Annotated in this window: 20 protein-coding genes; 7 read left to right on the top strand and 13 right to left on the bottom strand. The window is 41.4% G+C overall.

What is annotated here, in order from left to right; genetic code table 11:
* Positions 1-76: 76 nt before the first annotated feature.
* From AB5618_RS14360 to AB5618_RS14345, 4 genes are all read right to left on the bottom strand, one after another.
* Positions 77-1027 (bottom strand): helix-turn-helix domain-containing protein, encoded by a 951-nt coding sequence (locus tag AB5618_RS14360; RefSeq protein WP_148462670.1) that lies wholly within the window; start codon positions 1025-1027, stop codon positions 77-79.
* Positions 1028-1412: 385 nt separating this feature from the next.
* Positions 1413-2165: a peroxide stress protein YaaA gene (yaaA, locus tag AB5618_RS14355; protein WP_148462671.1), complete on the bottom strand. Its 753-nt coding sequence runs from the start codon at positions 2163-2165 to the stop codon at positions 1413-1415.
* Positions 2165-2620 carry a thioredoxin-dependent thiol peroxidase gene (bcp, locus tag AB5618_RS14350; protein ID WP_148462672.1) on the bottom strand — a complete coding sequence of 152 codons (456 nt, stop codon included), beginning with the start codon at positions 2618-2620 and terminating at the stop codon, positions 2165-2167. The genes yaaA and bcp overlap by 1 nt, the downstream gene beginning before the upstream one ends.
* A gap of 3 nt (positions 2621-2623) precedes the next feature.
* Positions 2624-2833, bottom strand: coding sequence for a DUF6219 family protein (locus AB5618_RS14345; protein WP_148462673.1), 210 nt, complete (start codon positions 2831-2833; stop codon positions 2624-2626).
* A 175-nt stretch (positions 2834-3008) separates the two neighbouring features.
* On the opposite strand from AB5618_RS14345, the gene AB5618_RS14340 reads away from it, so the two are divergent.
* The 5 genes from AB5618_RS14340 to AB5618_RS14320 all read left to right on the top strand — a co-directional run bounded on the left by AB5618_RS14340 (position 3009) and on the right by AB5618_RS14320 (position 7835).
* Positions 3009-3170 carry a hypothetical protein gene (locus tag AB5618_RS14340; RefSeq protein WP_173719094.1) on the top strand — a complete coding sequence of 54 codons (162 nt, stop codon included), beginning with the start codon at positions 3009-3011 and terminating at the stop codon, positions 3168-3170.
* 110 nt (positions 3171-3280) lie between these two features.
* Positions 3281-4048 carry an ABC transporter ATP-binding protein gene (locus AB5618_RS14335; protein WP_148462674.1) on the top strand — a complete coding sequence of 256 codons (768 nt, stop codon included), beginning with the start codon at positions 3281-3283 and terminating at the stop codon, positions 4046-4048.
* Positions 4038-6110 carry an ABC transporter permease gene (locus AB5618_RS14330; protein ID WP_148462675.1) on the top strand — a complete coding sequence of 691 codons (2073 nt, stop codon included), beginning with the start codon at positions 4038-4040 and terminating at the stop codon, positions 6108-6110. Before AB5618_RS14335 ends, AB5618_RS14330 begins: the two co-directional genes overlap by 11 nt.
* Positions 6111-6129: 19 nt before the next feature.
* Positions 6130-6807, top strand: a complete 678-nt coding sequence (locus tag AB5618_RS14325) for a response regulator transcription factor (RefSeq protein ID WP_023922618.1) — start codon at positions 6130-6132, stop codon at positions 6805-6807.
* Complete coding sequence (locus AB5618_RS14320; protein WP_148462676.1) at positions 6804-7835, top strand: HAMP domain-containing sensor histidine kinase; 1032 nt, start codon at positions 6804-6806, stop codon at positions 7833-7835. Before AB5618_RS14325 ends, AB5618_RS14320 begins: the two co-directional genes overlap by 4 nt.
* Positions 7836-7954: 119 nt before the next feature.
* On the opposite strand, the gene AB5618_RS14315 is transcribed toward AB5618_RS14320, so the two are convergent.
* The 9 genes from AB5618_RS14315 to AB5618_RS14275 form a co-directional block, all read right to left on the bottom strand.
* Positions 7955-8383, bottom strand: a complete 429-nt coding sequence (locus tag AB5618_RS14315) for a hypothetical protein (RefSeq protein ID WP_148462677.1) — start codon at positions 8381-8383, stop codon at positions 7955-7957.
* A 277-nt stretch (positions 8384-8660) separates the two neighbouring features.
* Positions 8661-8975, bottom strand: a complete 315-nt coding sequence (locus tag AB5618_RS14310; RefSeq protein WP_148462678.1) for a helix-turn-helix domain-containing protein — start codon at positions 8973-8975, stop codon at positions 8661-8663.
* Positions 8976-9167: 192 nt separating this feature from the next.
* Positions 9168-9371 carry a hypothetical protein gene (locus tag AB5618_RS14305; protein WP_195590185.1) on the bottom strand — a complete coding sequence of 68 codons (204 nt, stop codon included), beginning with the start codon at positions 9369-9371 and terminating at the stop codon, positions 9168-9170.
* A gap of 469 nt (positions 9372-9840) precedes the next feature.
* Complete coding sequence (locus tag AB5618_RS14300) at positions 9841-12048, bottom strand: hypothetical protein (RefSeq protein WP_148462680.1); 2208 nt, start codon at positions 12046-12048, stop codon at positions 9841-9843.
* Positions 12048-14213, bottom strand: a complete 2166-nt coding sequence (locus AB5618_RS14295) for a hypothetical protein (RefSeq protein WP_148462681.1) — start codon at positions 14211-14213, stop codon at positions 12048-12050. Before AB5618_RS14295 ends, AB5618_RS14300 begins: the two co-directional genes overlap by 1 nt.
* A gap of 49 nt (positions 14214-14262) precedes the next feature.
* Complete coding sequence (locus tag AB5618_RS14290; RefSeq protein WP_148462682.1) at positions 14263-14463, bottom strand: hypothetical protein; 201 nt, start codon at positions 14461-14463, stop codon at positions 14263-14265.
* Positions 14464-14529: 66 nt separating this feature from the next.
* Complete coding sequence (locus AB5618_RS14285) at positions 14530-14991, bottom strand: hypothetical protein (RefSeq protein ID WP_148462683.1); 462 nt, start codon at positions 14989-14991, stop codon at positions 14530-14532.
* Between the two features lie 13 nt (positions 14992-15004).
* Positions 15005-17050, bottom strand: coding sequence for a nitric oxide reductase activation protein (locus AB5618_RS14280; protein ID WP_148462684.1), 2046 nt, complete (start codon positions 17048-17050; stop codon positions 15005-15007).
* 113 nt (positions 17051-17163) lie between these two features.
* Entirely contained in the window at positions 17164-18246 is a 1083-nt protein-coding gene (locus tag AB5618_RS14275; protein WP_368366856.1) for a hypothetical protein, read from the bottom strand.
* Between the two features lie 265 nt (positions 18247-18511).
* On the opposite strand from AB5618_RS14275, the gene AB5618_RS14270 reads away from it, so the two are divergent.
* Positions 18512-19360, top strand: a complete 849-nt coding sequence (locus AB5618_RS14270; protein ID WP_015514770.1) for a site-specific integrase — start codon at positions 18512-18514, stop codon at positions 19358-19360.
* A partial coding sequence (locus AB5618_RS14265) for a transposase zinc-binding domain-containing protein (RefSeq protein ID WP_368366855.1) occupies positions 19357-19615 on the top strand: 259 nt, incomplete at its 3' end. The genes AB5618_RS14270 and AB5618_RS14265, both read left to right, overlap by 4 nt.

Raw genomic sequence — 19615 nt, 5'->3', positions numbered from 1 at the left:
AAAAAAAAGAGAACAGCTTTAGCCATTCTCCTTTTGTCATCTGAATCCAATTTTTTTTATCAAGAATACCAATTTTCTACTGCTTTTCTTGATTTCGAATCTCCTTAATCAGCTCTACTGCATTTTCTGCATCATCAGTTTTTACGAATATATCCATTCCATATATTCCAAAGCCATGTGCCCCATGCATCGCAACATTCGCACTTGCCTCCTGTGAAAAAGCCATTATTCCATTTTGTCTTAACATTTCCATGAGTTGTTCCGTTTCTATTATATTTTGTGCATTGTAAATCTTGATATATTCCATCTTAGATAATGGTGAAATTTCTTTTATATTTTGAGTATTTGTTGGATTTTGTTTCTTTTTCCGATTGATAAATGTCAGAATTCTAAGAATAATAAATGCGACAATAGTAATACCGATCCAAAATTCAAAAGCTAATCGTGTTATCTGTGTTTCTGTAGCTCCCATTCTTAACAAGCATACGCCATAGAGGAAAGCAAAAATTCCTGAACATAATACGCTGGTAAGAAAATCCCTCCATACAGTAGTATTTTGGGGCAAACATTTATCCCATATTCCATTGTATATCATAATAGTTGCATACAGGATTCCTCCGGCTAAAACACTTACTGTCTCTCCTAAAATAAAACGAATATTTATTGTCAATAACATTTGAATAATAATTGCCATTACACCAATCACAAACATTGATGCAAAGGCAAGATTTCCAGCCTGTAGTGCTTTTCGTTTTGTCCATTCTTCATACATTGCAACTTTGTCCAAAGTTTCTCTCATCTCTTTATTCATAGCCTGGCTCCTTTCTCCATCCAGGAGCTCTCTCATTTCAACATCGTAATATTCAGCAAGCTCAACAAGTATGCTAAGATCTGGCATATTTGTTCCTGTTTCCCATCTGGAAACTGTTCTTGCAGACACTCTGAATTTCTCAGCAAGCTGCTCTTGTGTCAGATTCTTTTCCTTACGACATTGCTTTAAAAAAGCTCCGATCTTTTTTGTGTCCATGTCTCTACCTCTCTTCCACTTACAGTTTACCAATATGTAACAAAATTACCACGACATAAAATGAGAATCCACGAATTTTCAACCAGACATTGTATGTCTACGATATTCAAAGTTACTTTCAACATCAAAAGTTGCTTTATGGTCATTCAAAATTATCAATCCTTCTTTTCAGCTTTAGGTTTATGATAGGCCATTTATATAAATTATCGTATTTTTTACTCTCCGGTCCAGCATTTTTTTCTGCAAACTGGAGGTATATCAGCCTTTCTTGTGAGTACCAAAGTATTCTTTCAAAACAATCAGTGCTTCCTCTCTCAAAATGCCTGATTACAGTTTTATTATTCTGCTATGATTTTATGTAGTTTTATTAGTATGCAATACCACACTACAGTGCAGACAACCGTTCAAAAATATATTCCTTCTCTGATGACAAGTCTTCTCTAAACCTATAGCCCAGTCTGTTAAATTCTTGTATATCAGCTGGATTTTCAATCCCTCTTTCTGCCATAAATCTGACCATTTCGCCGCGGGCCATTTTTGCATAAGTACCTTTTGTTACCAGCTTTTCTCCGGATAATTCACAAAATGTAATCGTTATATACGTATCTTTTGGTGACAGATATTTTTCTATGCATTTCGAATATTCTTTTGATGCCAGATTAATAATGATCCGGCTGTCATCAATAACGGACTGATATAGCAGATCTCCCCAATAGTCATATAAATTTCGGGTATTTCCTATTGTAACCTTTGCCTGCATTTCCAGGCGATATGGTTTCACACCGTCCAGTGGCTTTAAGCTTCCATAAAATGCGGATAAAATTCTCAGATGCTTTTGGATATACTCAAACTGTCCGTCTTCAAACACTGCTGGTGCCATATACTGGAATGCAATTCCTTCATAAGACAAAATAGCTGGAGTAAGCATGTGATAAAGATCCATATTTTCTAATCTGTCAAAGTTCTGCCTGGCAATCTTGTCATTACATTTCCAGATTGCTTTCAGTTCCTCTTTTTCCAGGCTCTTCATCCAACTCAGTATCTTCGTTGTCTTATCAAGAAAATCCGGCATTCCTACGGGTGCTATGCTGTCCGTATCCGTAATCATCTTTTTTGCCGGTGATAATATAATCTTCATCACGCCAATTCCTTCAGCATATTTTCAGGATCATCTGCTGCTTTCACTTTATCATTTGCCTTTATGATAATTCCATGCTCATCAATCAGATAGGTCGTCCTTACTACTCCCATAGAGACTTTTCCATAATTCTTCTTTTCTTTCCAAACGTCATATGCCTCAATCACTTTGCGCTCCGGATCTGCCAATAAGGTAAATGCCAGTCCGTATTTTTCTTCAAATCTCTTATGAGAAGCTACTGAATCCTTACTAACACCAAGGATAACAGCTCCTTTTTCTGTAAACTGAGGATACCGATCTGAAAAGCCACATGCCTGTTTCGTACAGCCAGCTGTATTATCTTTCGGGTAAAAATATAAAATTACTTTCTTTCCGGCATAATCACTTAATTTATGCATGTTTCCGTTCTGATCCGGCAGTTCAAAATCAGGGGCTTTTGTTCCTGTTTCCAACATTTTTTAATCCTCCGTTTCTGTAGCTTCCGCTTTCTTTCTTGTTTTTTTACTGCCAGAAATCATTTTGTGTCCTGTATAGATAGACATTATCATACAAAGCAGAGAGCTTAGTGCAAAATATTTGTGACTTGATTTTAAGCCTTTATATCCTGTATAAACAGTTCCAATCATGGTAATAAATGCTCCTAACGACCAATATTTGTGTGCTTTCATGTGATTCCTCCATTTTTCAGTGTATTCAATTGTAATTATACTCTACCGCATTCCTATGTCAATTTTATAATAGATCCTTCCTATAAAATTTTTCAGAATATCTGATATGATACCCTCAAGTAGGGCATAAAAATATAAAAACCTACTTGAGGGTATCATATCAGAACTGGCGGTTATGTTTGAGGGAAGCACCGCCAGCGGTACAGAGCAGGCTTACCGGAAAGCGATGGATAAGCTGACAGAGCTTCTGATTGCCGAGGATGCCATCCATGCAGGCCGGCATATTTTTTCATTGCCATCCGATGTTCTTACAAAACATATACTTCTCCCCCCTTGATGCGTCATTCTTGTTCTGAAAACAGGAACAGAATTCTTACAGCGACTGTAAGTGTTATATATTGTGTTTCTGTGCTATCATTTACCTAAAAATGGATAGGAGGTATTCATATGAACCCAATTTTGAATATTGAAAATCTTACCAAAGTCTATGGGACTTTGCCAAACCAGACGAGAGCCCTGAACGGAATCACTTTTCAGGTCATGCCGGGAGAGTTTCTCGGTATTATGGGAAGCAGCGGTTCCGGTAAATCCACGCTTCTCAACTGTATTGCAACTGTGATTCAGCCCACAGGCGGACGCATTCAGGTGGATGGGGATACTTTGCAATCGCTCAAGGGAAAGACTCTTGCAGAGTACCGTAGCAAAAAAGTTGGTTATCTATTTCAGAACTTTGAATTGCTGGACAACCTGACTGGCAGAGAAAACATCCTGCTTCCGACTTCCTTGCATGGGGTATCCGAAGCAGAAAGCAGCCAGAGGCTGAAGCAGTTGACTAACTATCTGGAAATCACTGATGTTCTGGATAAGTTTCCGTCCAAGATGTCCGGCGGTCAACGTCAGCGTGTTGCGGCAGCAAGGGCTCTGATCTTGCATCCTCAAATGATTCTTGCCGATGAGCCGACGGGTGCGCTGGATTCTAAGAACGCAAGAAGTCTTATGGAGAAGCTGTCCGACCTGAATCGTTACGAACAAGCTACGATCCTGATGGTAACCCATGATTCCAATGCCGCCAGCTTCTGTAAGCGAATCCTGTTCATCCAGGATGGCGTGATCTTTCATGAGCTACGACGTGGAGACGAATCCCAGCAGGAGTTCTACGGGCGCATCCTAAAAGTGATGGCGCAAATGGGAGGGGGCGGCGCAAATGTTCTCTAATCTCATTCTTCGGAACAGCCGTCGCAGCCGAAAGGAAAACGGTCTGTTTTTCAGCTCCCTGGTGATTTCTATTGTTGCCTTTTACATGATTCTTTCCATCTCTACTCAGGATGTTATGATCTTTTTGCAGAAGATGGAGAGCGATGCCGTGAACAGGCTCTTGCTTCTGATTCCTGTGTTTTACGGAATGACCTTGGGTATTCTTTTCTTTTTGATCTATTTTGCCTGCAAGTATCAGTTCGAGCGCAGACGGCATGAGTTTGGTGTTTATCTAATGTTGGGGATGCGTAGAAGTAAACTGTTTGGTATGCTTCTGGCGGAAGATTGCCTGACTAGTATTCTTGCCATGCTCATAGGTTTACCTGTGGCTGTGGTGCTTTCAGAAATTGTCAGTCTTGTCACCGCCAAGCTAGTAGGCATGGGAATCATCGGTCATCAGTTTTCTTTATCTTGGTCTGCGATTGAATGGACGTTGGCAGGATTTCTGGCAATTAAGCTGACGGCACTTCTGATTTTGAGTGGACGGATCAGCCGCCAGGAGATCGGTACTTTGCTATCCCAGCCAGCGAACCGTCCCAAAAAGCAAATGCCTTCTATTTTCTATGGGCTGGCTGCTGTATGTGCAAGTGTGATGTTGGCAACGGCTTATTACATGGCAATTCAAGGAATTGCATGGACAAAGGTAAGTATGATGGGACTGACTTTACTGTTAGGTTCGGCTGGTACGATGTTGCTGTTCTACGGAATGCGGGCACTGATTGCTCTGATTGTTAAAAAAGGCAAAGGAAAAAAGCAGCTTCATGTATTTACTTTCCGCCAGATTCAGGAGAATGTCATTCATCAGTCAAGCTCTATGGCTATCAGCTCTCTGCTGATTCTTGCAGCACTGTGTTGCTTTGGTGCAGGCTTAGGAATCGCAGGGACAAACAATCTATCCACCGACCATGTAATTGACTATACCTTTGAAGATTATACCGTTGAAGATTCGGCGCAGCTTCTTTTGAATATACAGAAAACCCTGAACGAAAACGGTTTGGAAAATCAGTTTTCTGAGCTTTTTGAAATGAAGGTTGGGCATATTCGCACCACAGAAGATTACGAGAATGCCTACAGCATGGATGCTGTTATGGAATCTCTTCGGAGCTTGCCCCAGTCGGAAGATCGGGATGTCCTTTTGAACACTCTTGGTTATGCCACAGATCCGTATCTAATTTGTCTGTCAGACTATAATCGTTTACTGGAATTGTCCGGCAAACCTGTCATTAAATTAAGTGAGGATGAAGCCGCTGTTTATATAGGTTCCGACTTCACTACTGTAAATCGCACCGCAATGCTGAACGGCATACTTACTGAACATCCTGAAACGGAACTGGTTGGCAGTCCGATTCATCTTACAGGAGAGGTTCAGTCTGTGAATTTGGTCGCGGACCGTTCTATTACTTTGTCCTTTGCATTGATTCTTCCAGATGAAGCCTTCCTCTATCATACCCAAGGAATGTATGATACGTATGTGAATGCGGTACTCAGTAAGCAGGCTATGGAAGGAAATAGCCTTATGACTGCATATTTAAATTTGAGCGAGAAGCTGGACGAAACTGGCCTTGAATATGAAAGCTATCTTCAGAATATGGGCCGCCAGCTTTTCTACACCGTAGCATCCATCTATATTACCCTCTATCTGGCGATTGTGTTCCTGGTGGTTGCCAACACCATTGTGGGTGTTCAGTTCCTGATGAGCCAGCAGAAAACCGGGCGTAGATACCAGACCCTGATCCGCTTGGGAGCCACTTACGAAAGCCTTTGCCAGTCCGCCAGAAAGCAGATTTCGTGGTTTATGGGACTTCCTGTATTGGTTGCAGCTGTCAGCAGTCTGTTTGGAGTCAGAGCGTTGTTTACAGGGATACTCTCGTCACGAACCCGTGGGACAGTGTCTGAAATGCTACCTGTATCTGCTGCTATGATTTTGCTACTTTGTGTGATAGAATGTGTTTATATGAGTGTGGTCAAGCGCTCCAGTGATCGGTATTTGCTGACACTGATGCAGCCACAGAGAGAAGAATAATTTGGAAGGAGGTGCTGTCGTGAAAAGAATTGCTGTTGTGGAAGATGAAGTCTATATGCGGGAAGAGCTCTGCAATATGCTCCAAAAGGACGGGTATCTTGTGGAGGCAATCACCGAGTTTGAAGATGCCGCTCGGCTCTTGGCAGCCCTCCGTCCTGACCTTGTGATCTTAGACCTGAATTTGCCGGAGATCAGTGGCTTTCAAATCTGTCAGGAGCTAAAGAATAAAACCGCTATCCCCGTCCTGGTGCTGACTTCCAGAGACCAGGTAAAGGATGAACTGCAAGCGTTCCAGTTGGGTGCAGATGAATATTTGACGAAGCCGTGCAGAAAAGACCGGCTTCTTGCCAGGGTATCCAATATTCTCAAAAGGTATGAAGGCCGTACCAACCTCATAGAGGGATTGGATTTCCTGTTGGACCAGCAGACTTACACACTTTATATTCATAACACCTCTGTGGTGCTTCCCAAAAATCAGGGAAAACTGTTGGTTGCTCTTTTGGCCAGTGGTGATGCTCTGGTCACGACGGAGCAGCTTTGCTTAGCACTATGGGGAACCACAGAATACATAGACGAAAATGCCTTGCAGGTTAACCTGACCCGGTTGAAAAAGACGATGTCCGGTCTGGAGATGAAGCAACGAATCGTTGCGGTTCGTGGGATGGGCTATCGTTTGGAAGCGGAGGTATCTCCATGAAGCAGTTTTGGCGCATAATAGAACGGTACTACCCTTGGCTGCTGTTGCTGCTGGGTGTGGATTGCTTTTGTTCTATCATTCTTTGGATTTCTGACATTCAGGCATTTCAGACCTTGATTGGGTTAGTGGTTCTGACAAGCATCCTTCTGTTTTCAGCGATCCTGTTTGTGCTAAACAAGCGGGAGACCACCCGCCGAGAGCTGTTCCGGGATTTCCTCAGTGATCCTACCATCTGCAACAAGGAACGGCTGCTCAGTGCCATCAGCCGGGAAGAAGGAGAATCTATCCAGCTTCTGGCATCCGTTTTACAGGAACACAAAACTGAGAGTAACAGTATGGCAGATGCCCTACAGGACTATGAAGAATATGTGGAGGGCTGGGCACATGAAGCGAAAACGCCCCTATCGCTGTTGACTATGCTCCTGGATAATCGGAGCGACGAAATATCTCCTCCCCTGCAAGCAAAGCTGGATTATGTCCGCAGTCAGCTTCAGGAGGATGTCACTCAAATGTTATACTATGCCCGGTTAAAGAGCAGTACAAAGGATTATCAGTTTGAGGATATCAATTTGAATGACTGCTTGGGGGAAGTTCTGGAGGACTATGCCCCACTTCTGGAAGAAAAGCAGTTTGTAATTCTCAATAAACTGCAATCTGAAACAGTCTATACAGACCGTAGAGGGCTTCAGTTTATGTTGGGACAGATCGTGAGCAATGCCATAAAATATAGCAGCGATAGTCCCATGCTAACGATCTCTATGATACATTCGGAGACCGCAGATGTCCTTTCAGTTGAGGATAACGGCATCGGTGTAAAAAAATATGATCTGCCGTATATTTTTCAGAAGGGCTTTACCGGGGATTTTACTGACAGCAGAAAGAAAGCCACCGGTATAGGGCTTTACCTGGTTAAGAAGATGGCTGACGATCTAAACCTTCGTCTGGAAGCTGCTTCCCAATGGGGAAAGGGCTTTAAGATAGTCATCTTCTTTCCAAAATTGAGATTTAATGGAAAATCATATAAATAGAAAAACGCCCGCAGATTTTCTCCTGCGGGCAGCGTGGTGTCAGCTATCCAAAGGCTTGTATTGTTATTCTTTAATCTTTCTTTAAAAAATATGATAAAAGGTTTGCCCACAGGAAATTCTTACTCAATCTCTTCTCCATCTATATATAGTTGAAATTTATCAGGATTATTGACAACGTCATAGTCCTTTCCGTATTCTATAGGCCTATATTCGGCTGTCATTACCGACTCTCCTTCTTCAATATCCTCTTTCCATAAATAAATGTACATATCAAGGCTCGTCGCATATCCATGGTCTGTTGAGAATTTTGTCGAATGAAAAGAATCATCCTTGTACATCTGCAATAGTTCTCTTGCAAACGCTTCTCTATCTTCAATATTTTCCCGGTTAGCGACCACAGTTATATTTTCATCACGATTTATGGAAAATGTTCCAACTACATCCGGTTCACCTTTCTTATGACCGGATTCAGATTTCATATAAATACTTTTTGCCGCAATTATCAAGATCACTGCTCCTGAGATCACTGCAATGATACTTCTCTTCATATTTCCATTCATTCCCTTCTAACTGTCCTACTGCATAATCTGTTACTTCTTTCAATATCGATTTGTCTCTTTTAAGTGTTACTTTCTTTCGTTCTTTCTGCACAGACAGATTAACATCTTCAAATCCTGCATTTTGCCTATATCTATTTTTAAGAATTATATATAGTTCTTTAGAACTATAATATCATGGTTTTGATTGCGAAAAAAGACATGTTTTACAAATAAATCCATAAAAAAAAGAAGAGCTTTATGCCCTTCAATTTTGCAGTTAATTCTATTAGCCTACAAAAGCTCTGACTGCATTTAAAATTCTTTTCTGTTCGTTCTTTGGTAATTTTTCTATCATTTCAGACAATTCATTGGTAACACCTGTGACAGAATGTGTCACGACATCAATCAGCAGTGCATCTGCCGATATATCAAGTGCATTGGCTATCGCTACAAAGGTATCCAATTTTGTTACTTTTAGTCCTCTCTCTATCACACTGACATGTGTTGTACTTAAATTTACCAGCGCTGCCAGTTCTTCCTGTGTAAGATTTTTTGCCTCTCTTGCAGCCTTGATTCGCTGACCAACCGCTTTTAAATCCATCGTAACACCTCCTTCAGAACGATAATTCGCTCTAAAATTAGTATACTGATGGATAATCAAAAGATACAGAATCTACAGAAGATGTGCTAGTTCTTTAGAACAAGTATTGATATTTTATATATCTTAACTTCCGGTTTTTTACGACTCTTTTTCTTGACCTCTTTATCTATTGTACTCTGATTTGTCATATGATTACCTCCGATAGCAGTCGTCCCCCCTTGTGATGATACCGTGTGCTTTTGCAGATGTGCGATACTCGTCTGTGGTGCTTAGCGGGACAAACTTTTCTTCGGTCAAATATTCAAGGGAGATTTCCCGTTTCCACCTTGCCACCAGCATACGGGCAGCGTCAAAGGACGCATGACGAATAACAATCCGGCAATAGGTATCATGCACTAAAATATCCGAATCCATATAGAAAGCACATATTGAACAACACTGCCAAAATCAGAGCTGACAGTATAAATGCCACTTTTCCTTTCCCCTTTGTATACCAGCAGATAAAAGCCAATAATGGAGAAATAGATGTAAATCCAAACCAAACCACCGCATAGCTTCTTGGAAAAAATCCTGCAATATAGTTTGAATACAAATAGTAACTTGCAACCATACCAACAAAGAATGCAAAAACATTAATGCTTTGCGTTCAGTAAAACCACATCTCTCTGCAATAGCTATGTTAGATTCAAAATAAAATATTTTAGAAGAAACACTCTCCGGATCTCTTCTTTTTGTTTGTAAAGAAAAATACTGATCGATTTTCCAATCTCTTCATCATTCCTGCCCGGAGCATACCTTTCATCCGGCAGTACATCTGCAAGTTCATCCAATGCCATAACCATATTGGCTGATCGTTTTTGGGCTTTTAGTTTTCTAAATTTATCGATGGAAATATTTCTGACGATTGTGGAAATATAAGATTTAAACAGGATAAATTTTTCTCATAATACCGTTCCAGGAAAAGGACCAGTTCTTCCCCTTCCTCGTCTTTCGTCTCATCCAGGTTTGATAAATCTGCAAACTGGATCTTTTTTCGGTGCATGTCGTCTGCATAGGGTCCTTTTGTCAGCCGTAACATGGCACGAAACACTACCTGTCCATTTTTTTGGATAAATAAAAACTTTTTATTGGAATCAAAACAGGACAACAGACAGTGGCTGTTGCTTCCGGTACGGTAAGAAATGCAGGAATAAGTTGGGATTTCTCCAATTTGCATGATTGGAAGAAGTCTGGTTTCCTCTTGCAGTGTCAGATCTCCGCAAATGTAGGTCAGATCTTTTTCCCATTCCAGTTCCACTTCTTTTGATACCGCAAAATCAATCTCTCGGCTAAGATCACCAGCCGGATATTTCAGTTTTTCAAATTTTCCAAGCAGTTCTGCTACAACAAGTCTGCGGATTTCTTCTTTCTTGGATGGCTGCTGTTTTAAATAGGTTGCTATAACTTCAGCTCCTCCCGCAAAGATAAACTCTCCGATCCGTGTAGCATTTGTTTTTACAAAATCCTCAGAAAACGTAAGTTTTTCCTTTAATACTCCCCAGGAAATATCCCGCATAATAAGTTTTTCTTTTAATTCCCAAAACGAACCACACTCCTTAATCAGCTCCAGATTCTTTAAAAGATAAAAGACCTGTTCTTCCATAGTAATCTCTTTTTCCATACCTTTTAACTGTTCCTGGTATACAAGAAGCCAGACTGCTGTTTCATAGCTTAAGCCACGGATATTTCCAAAATCTTCCCTTATCCATCTGGATAAAGGCTTTATGGACAATGCTTTTGCAAGTATCCCCAATTGTCCATCCTGAAATGTTCTTGGCATACACTTTCTCTTTAAAAGTTCCCGGAGGACACAGATCTGGTCGTCTATTCGCATACAGGTTAGTTGCCCGTATAAGCATATGACTGTTTTTTCAGCCCTGCAAAGAAGTTTTAACTCCTCAAAAGTATACATTCTTTTTTTCAGATCGTGAAACTGCCGGCGTGGCAGGATTAGGTCAGCACTTTCTTTTAAATTCTTCTTGTTTACAGTATTTAAATTTAGATATTCCCGATAAACCGATTCCTCCAGCAATAGGGAATTATCTGGAAGGTCGTCGAAAAGCATTTTTTCTTTCTGGATCAGCCTCAAAAAGTTTTTCTTCTTTTGGGTAATTGCATATAACAGAAGTTCAGACTTTTTATAACTGAGACCTGAAAGGTCAATTCCAGATAATGGGTTCTGGTATAAAGTATTTACATAAGACACTCTGCTTTTAAAAACCTCTGATGCACCCATCCCATCCATAAAAATTCGTTCCAGTTTACAAAGGTCCGCATACAAAGCCCCATTCCACAGCCACAATTGCAAGCCATAAGACAGAAGGTCTTTTGGAATATATCCTGTTACAACCTGCATTTTTTCCAAAATTTCACCAGGTTTTTCCCTCAGCTGATCGAACTGGTTCTGGTTTAACGGTTCAATTCCTGCCTTGTATCCTGCCAGAGTGTTGACCAGTTTCAGCAGTTCAGGATCTTCAAGGCTTTCTATGGTTTTGGGCTTCTCCAGTAATCCAAGCAGAAGGTCAGAGGAAAATACCGGCTGAAAAAGTAGCATACGCCCTTTTTCTCCTGCCCTGTCAAAATCCAGCTCCCCGATACACATGGTCAGGCTGTTTACCAGCTGTTCCTTCTCTTCCAGGCTTAAATCCAGTTTTCCATAGTATTTCATATAATGATAAGCCGCCTCGTCTGGGATCATTGGATCAAAATATATTTTTTTCATCTGTCCGTATCCAATGTCCGATAACTTGTCATTCTCTACATTGGAAAGAATCTTCTGAAAACGTTCCATGTTTAAGCTGTCTTCCTCTTTTTTTAATTTTCCAAGACAATCTATTGCTTCTGGATTCTCCATCAGATACAACAGTGTTTCTTCACGTAAAGAAGGGATTATATCGGCTACCTGGTTTTTTATTATTTTTTCCGCTGCCCTTGCACAGTTTATTTCACCTTGTTCATTCAAAAGGCGAAACGGAATCGCTGCTTCGGTCATCTGCTTAAATTCCGTCAAATGTTTTATTACAGTTTCTACCATTATGCTGCCTCCATTCTGTCAAATATCTTCCGGACACCATCCAGTTCCAGCTGTCCATCTGCATATAGTTTCTGGATCAGTTCCATCAGATATTCAATTTCCTGTTTATCTGTTACTATTTTTCCTTTTCGTTTCAGGACATCCCTCATATACCCCAGTACCATTTTGGCACGCATGGAAATCCCATCAAACCTGCCATAGGCATAATAACTGTAAAGCGCTTTAAAGATCTGATCTGTGTCTGTATTTTTTCGGACAATATGATTGAAACTTTTTTTAAGTTCCTTTTCTTTCTTCCACCTTTCCATCCGCTTTTTCTGCTCGCTTTTCCAGTTCTTCTGTTTCTCATAATTTTGCAGTTCTTCTGCAGTCATATATTTTTTGTGCAGTTGTTCTTTCTGAAATCCTGATTCCATAAGCGGAAGAACCGCTTCTGCAATCTGCCTGGCTTCCTCTTCCTCCATCCAAAGCATTGTGCTCTCCTTAAGAAGAATTACCTGCAGAAACCTTACATAATACTCAGTATCTTCCGTAAAAAGCTTCTCTTCTGCCCAAAGGAATAATTCCCTGTGCATGCTTCTCTCCAACATTGGACGATAGATTTCACAGTTTTCTCTTTGGATCTCATAGTAATCCAGAAAAAAGGCTTTTTTCATGATCTGCCAGGGCACCAGATGACCAGAAACTCCATCCATACCGATTTTATCAACAAGAAGTTTCAAAAGGAAATAGCTGTTTTCCGTTTCAATATTTCCAATTTCACATTTTAAATAGAACAATATATGTTCCCACTTTTTTAACAAAGCTTCATACTCTTCTTTCGGATAAGAGCCTTTTATAACAATCTGCTCATGCTCTTTTACAAATTTTTGCATGAGACCAATTCCATCCAGGATCTCATTTTCACATAACAGATGGAATACATAGGTCAGGTCATAATTCCCTGTTCTCCGGAAAATATCTGAATACTCATGTCCAGTCAGATCCCGGTATTTCTTCAGGTAAGATACTAGTTCCTGTTTTTCAAAGACATTTCCTTTCAGTGTATCATTGACACATTCCTCAAAGGCTTCCTCATCCAGCTGTCCGGCCAGACATTCCCATTCTTTTTTATTTAAGTCTATGTAATGCCACTTTTTCAGTCCGTTTTTCCGAAAAGGGAATAATGCCAGAAACGTTTTTACATTTTCCACATTCAGGCATTCATACAGGCACTGCTGTATTTTTTCATTTCCATCAATACGTACCGGAAGCAGATCATACTGACACAAAAGTGTTTTGCATAGTTTATAAACGGCATCCGGGTAGGGCTCTTTTCCGGGCAGAAAGGTTTTTAAAACATTTACTGCAATCTTCTCGGCTGTAAGAGACTCTTGATCCAGCTGACCCAGCCCGCTTTCTGACCTTGTAAGGACACCATTTAGAAAAATCACTTCTTCTTTGGTATAGCCGGATTTTTCCAACTGCCCGATCAATATACCATTCGCATTTTCTGCGTTTATTCGGGATAATTTCATCAGCCGTTTTAAGACAGCCACATCCTTTGTCCGGTCATTTTTTAATCTTTTGTCATATTTGCCTGTAACCCAGGCATAAACAGGCCAGTCTTCATAAACGGATATGGTGCGTCTGCTTCCAAGGCAGGCTGCAACCTTTCCCTTTAGCAGCTGCCATAAAGTAATATCTTCCGGAAAAACAGAGAGGATAAAAACCATTTCCTCCACCTTTTCGTATGGATATGCATATAACTCATCGAACCAGGATTTCCGGTCTTTTTCCGAAAGCAGGCATCCAACTGAAATGCAGCACAGATCCTTTTTTCCAAGTACTTTGCCAAACTGCTTCCAGAAACGGCTTTTTTGTGTTCCGTTAAACATACATTTTTCCTGCAGATAATCACTTTTTGCAAGTGCAAGACCAAGCGCACGGTAGACAGGTTTTGTCATTGACCGGTGTGCATTTATACGCTCTAATACTTCATCGGGATAATAAAGACCATATTCTTCCTCCAAGCTCTGCTTATAAGCACCATAAAACAGGTCATTTTCTTTTTCCTTACGCATAAAATTCATTTTATCTTCCCGCGAAGAGGACTGATAAATCATGGATACCATCTGTCGATACAGATTAATATCCAGCCATTCTTTATAAATGTTCCATTCCATTTTAATCTCCCTTTTCCTGTTAAACTTAAAATTAACCATTTCAACAGCGTTATCCCTGTTCAATGTAACGGATGCTGTTTTGCCTGCATGTAAATTCCGGACACAGGGAGCGCCAAAGTTCTTCTAACTCCTTCATATTGTGTGCACTCAGCTCCGTTTCATGCTCTTCCCCATACAGATCAGTAAATCCAATCTGGTAGGTTCCTCCTGTGCTTTTCACGATACCTTTTCCGGCTTCCCTTATAGTCATGTCATTCTCTCCCTTCCATGTAGTTTCTTTCCATTAAATAAGGGGACAATATTGTCCCCAAAAGTTTTATGCAGCAATATAAAGCTCTTTTTCCTTGCTTGCAAGGGGCAGGACATATGTGCTCTTCTCCAGATGATGTGTTTTCTGATACTTTACACCATCATGATAAGAAGGAAAGTTCATAACCCGTCCATTTTTTTCATAGGGTTTCAGCTCTTCCCTCTGCCCTGGTTCCATGGCGGGAACCGCAAGTCCCCAGGCCACCTTGCAAAGATTGCATCTTAATCCTGCATACCCAAGATATTCTTTTACAAACTGTTCCGCACTGTGGATGTTGAAAAAATAACGGGCATACTCCAGGGAGCGGCACAGTATTTTTCCCTCTTGAAATCCTGCAAAATAACAGTCTTTTTTTAGTTCAATCACATACCCGGTTGCGTAGATTTCCTTTCCAGGATTCCGTTTTTTGGAATCCGTATGAATCTGTAACAACTGCTCGGAATAAATCTTTTTTCTATCCTGCATCATATTCCTCCTGTTTTTAATTTGCTCTTCTAAGTAACTTTGCAAGCTGTTTGGTCAGACGAACTGGCAGTTCCCCCAGATCTGAAATATCAAGATAAGCATTTCCGTAAATCTCCTGGATCGCTTTTTTGTCCCAGCCAATTGCAGCAGCCTGGAACACAATTCCTTTCTTTACAAGTTTTTCCTTGATTTTTCTTAGGTCTGCCATGGCATAACTTCCAGAATAACAGGTTGCATTTGGCAATCCGTCACTGATCAAAAACAGCATTTTATGTTTTTCCGGCCGGTTCAGAAGCTTATTTGCCACAAAAAGAAGGGCTGCCCCATCCCGGTTGCTGCCACAGGTTTCCATAGTGGTAATTCTCAGACGGTCGTTTCGGTCTTCTGCAAACTCTGCACAACTGTGAAAATAGACGGTTTCCTCACTGGGATTATTATGACTGTAGCCATCCGTATGGTGCCCATATACAAGAACCGGGATTCCAGCCTTCCTGCAAAAATCATATAAGGTAAGGGCAGCTGCCTTGGCAGCTTCCATACGCTGTCCCATCATGGAATCGGAATTATCCACTAATACACAGACGGCTGCATCCGTTTTCTTTCCCTGAAAAGTCCGCTTGTACACCGCACCGCCAGGATCCGCAATTGTACGCATATCCAGCCGCTTTCCGAAAAACATCCTGTGTTCCGTTCGTTCCTTCTGGTTTTCCAGAATTGGAAGAAATCTGACCCGAAGCCGCTTTTCCGTTCTTTTTACAGCAGCTTCATATAGGGGAAGAAACTTCTTTTCCGCTTCTGTAAAGACATTCTTATACAAAATCTCTTTTTTCACCCTGTCATGAGCCGCATCAAATTTCATCCCATCCACTTCCTTCTGTAGTCGGTTTCGGACTTCCAGTCCTATTTTCTGATCTACAGTTCCCTCTACCAGCTGAAAAAGAATCTTTTGGAATATAAGTTCAGATTTCTCATCTGTACTCTCTTTTTGGTCTTCGCTTCTTTTGGAAACCTGTATGATCCTGGCATTTTCAACATCTGGTAAAGCTTTTTCCTCTGCCTCCGATTCCTGGATAAAGGCTGGAAGGTTCTCCGTCAATTCTTTTAAATACTTATCCATGGCACTTTCCATCTTTTTTTGCTGTTCTTCTGTCAGCTCTTCGCCACATCCATTTTCCTGAGCATTAGCTTTCCATTTTTCATTGTCCTTTTCAGGTGGTTCATCTGAAAAATCTTTTCCTGGCTGTTCCTCCTGGGGCGTTTCTTTTTCCGGAGATTGTTCCTGTGTCTCCTGCAGCTGTTCCCCATTTTCTTCCGGTTCCTGACATTCCTGTTTCAGTTCCTCCAGAAGCTTTCTAAAATACTTCCACATCTTTAGGAGAATCCGGTTTGTGGCCTGGTAACGGATCAGGTCACTGTCTGCTTCCACAGACAGATCTACAAGCTGTTTTACTTCATTTAAGGTATCCAGCATCTCACAGCTTTCCATATTCCAGGAATTTACGTAGCCCCGGAGGGCATACTGCACAAGTACTTTTAAAAAGACGGAAACCGGATCCGGATTCCCCTCCAAAAGTTCTTTCAAAGGAGGGATCCATTCCACATTACGTCTCCGGTTGACCAGAATCCCTTTTTTGATACTGCCAGGAAACAAACTGCACATTTTCTCCTCTATATATACGTCATTTAAAAGATTGCTGATATAGGAAGCGCATTCTGTCAGAAGGGATAGTACCGCCGGATCTTTCTTGGTCAGATAAGTATTCATTTCAGTCAATGCGCTCTCTTCATCCTCGTTTTCGGGCTCCGGTGCATCTGGATACCAGGTTCCCGCCTGCATTTTCTGTATATAGACTCTTCGAAGCCTGGAATCCGTAAATCTGGCATGGCCGCATTCATGTCCTAAAATTCCAACCAGGCTGTCACTTTTTTGTTCCAGTTCCAAAAAGCTGCCAGTGATTGTATTATCAACGTTGATGCCAATCCTCTTTCCGTCATTCCAGCCGGCAATCCCATCTGAAGCGTTCTGGTACAAAAGCAGCTGCTCCAGCTTTTCCCCTGCCACTTCATCTGCAAGATGCTGGAAAAGCCGCTGATAGCCTTCTGAAAAAAAAACTGCTGGGGGCTTAACTTTTTTTGTTCCTCTTTGATCCGTTCTCTATAAGTATCCTTCATTCTTTACTCCTGTTTCGAATAATATGGTTCGATATAGGTTTTCATCAGATGTTCCTGCTCTTCCGGATCCATTGCTGCCTTACTAAGGACCGCAATCTGGGCTGCCCGCCTGATATCTTTAATTGCCCGAAAAGTAAGCACCCAGTTTTCCAGTTCCCGGTAGCCGCAGACGCCATCCTGGAGATCTTCTTCCTTCAGATAAGCATGGATCTTTTTTACCACGGAAATCATAAACCTTAAAACGTTCTCATCTGCATACCCAGTCCTTGCCGTTATCCGCTGCTTCATTTCCTCTTCTGTAAGCTCCTGCTTGGGCTGGATCAGACTCATACGGGACAATACAGACTGGTTAAAATTCCCACATCCCACATAATCCAGGTTAGTGGTCATAATGATAATGGTATTCGGATCTCGTCGGATTTTTTCACCATTAATCAGATCTGTCACTGCACCGTCATCAAAAAGGGAATTCAGCCTGGTCAGGGTACCCGGTTTCTCGATCATGGACGGTTCCTGTATTTCCAGAACCGAAGGCCGCCGGCATGCTTTTATGATTTCTGATTCCTTTAAGAAAAAATCCTTCTCTTTCCTTGCACTTTCATATCCTTTTTCAAAAGCCAGGCTCAAAAGTTTGTGGAATGCCTCCCCTTCTGAAATGCCGTCTTCATAAATACCGCTTAATACATAAAGCGCAGAGGCAGGATCCATCTGAAGGTCCTGAAAATCTGGCAGTTGCGGCAGCATCCTTTTTTTCGTTCCCATGTTTGGGACGGTACTTGCCAGGAGTTCCAGTTCATCCGTTCCAGGTCCGCAGGTAAATACGTAATAGGGAAGTCCTAAAATCTGGGCCAGCATCCTGGCATCTGTGGTTTTCCCGGTTCCTGCTTCCCCGGTCATCATAAACAGCCTTGCCGGGGTATGCGTCACCATTTCCAGAATCTCTTCCACTTCCTGGCTGGCAATATAATTCTCCGGAAGCATGGGAATCCTTTCTGCTTCGACAGAAGGGCAGGTAAAGCATCCTTTATAAGCCACTTTTAACTCTGCAATGGTAGCGTTATTCTTTCCTTTTTGCGCTCCCAGCACTTTAAAACTTCCGATTGAACAAAATCGCTGCGCGATGGCCTGCCAAGGCTGTGGCGCAGTTTTATTTTTATTAAAAAGCAGTGGAATTACTTTCCATAATCCGTTATTGTTAAGTTACCACACGAAACAACTGAACTAAGAAAGCTCCACTGCCTATGATAAGAATAACATTTTTCAGTCTCTTCCGCAATCGGAATTATGACGCTAATGCACCTCCGAATAGGTAGATGTAATTATTAACACTACTTATTCTGGAGGTTTTATTATGTATAAAGATATTTTTGAATCCATCCGCAATGAAGCGGAAAAACGTAACCTGCGTGAAAGAACTATTCAACTGTATTGCTCTGATGTCAGTTACTTCCTTCGTTGGATTGGAAAAAATGTTTCTGATCTTACACTTGAAGATGCGGAAAGTTTTCTTACTGCCAAACGTCTGGAAGGAAGGTCTCCTGAAACTCACAATCACTATCGGTCTGCAATAAAGTTCTTATATAAAAAGGTGCTGAAGACTGTCTGGGATGATGACACTGTTCCAGCTATGAAAAGAGAGCGCAATCTTCCTGCTGTTCTGTCCCGCGATGAAATAAATGCAATCATTGACGCCACTCCGAATCTGAAACATAAAGCGATTATTGCAACTATGTATTCTTCTGGATTACGTGTATCGGAGGTCGTTCATCTCCATTATGATGACATTTCCCGTACCAACATGACAATTCATGTTCGTGAAACCAAAGGCAGAATTGACAGGTATACAATTCTGTCTCAAAAGAATTTAGACCTTCTCACAGAGTATTGGTACAAATGTGGTCGCCCCAAAGATATCCTTTTCCCAAGTTCCTGGTCCGGTGGATATCTTGATATAGCCAGTGTTAACCAGTTCTTTAAGAAAAGTGCTAAACTCGCCGGCATTAACCGTCATGTTTCCTCTCATGCGTGCCGTCATAGTTTTGCCAGCCACTTATTCGAAAGTGGCACAGATATAAAATATATCCAGTCACTTCTGGGACATGTTGATCCTCGCTCTACAGATGTTTACCTTCATGTGAGCAACAAGACACTTCTTGGGATCCGCAGCCCGTTCGACAACTCGGAAGGTGGTGAATCATGAGTAAGGATTGTACGATTCAGGATGTTTTTCATCGTTTTTATCCATCTTTTGAATCCACACATAGTATTTCTCCCGCTCAGCGAAAGGCCGCTTATCACATCATGAATTGCAAAACCGGTGCCTTTGGTGTGAATGTAAGTGTATGCGAGGACTGCGGCTGCGTGTCAGTCCACTATAACTCCTGCCGTGACAGATGCTGTCCTATGTGTCAGGAGTTTCCAAAAGAAAAATGGGTAGATGCACGGCGTGAGGATA

The organism is Ruminococcus sp. J1101004sp1_RTP21198st1_B9_RTP21198_201120 (genome assembly GCF_040924245.1).
GTDB classification, from domain to species: domain Bacteria; phylum Bacillota; class Clostridia; order Lachnospirales; family Lachnospiraceae; genus Blautia_A; species Blautia_A faecis.
This window is presented reverse-complemented; position numbering and strand designations above follow the sequence as displayed.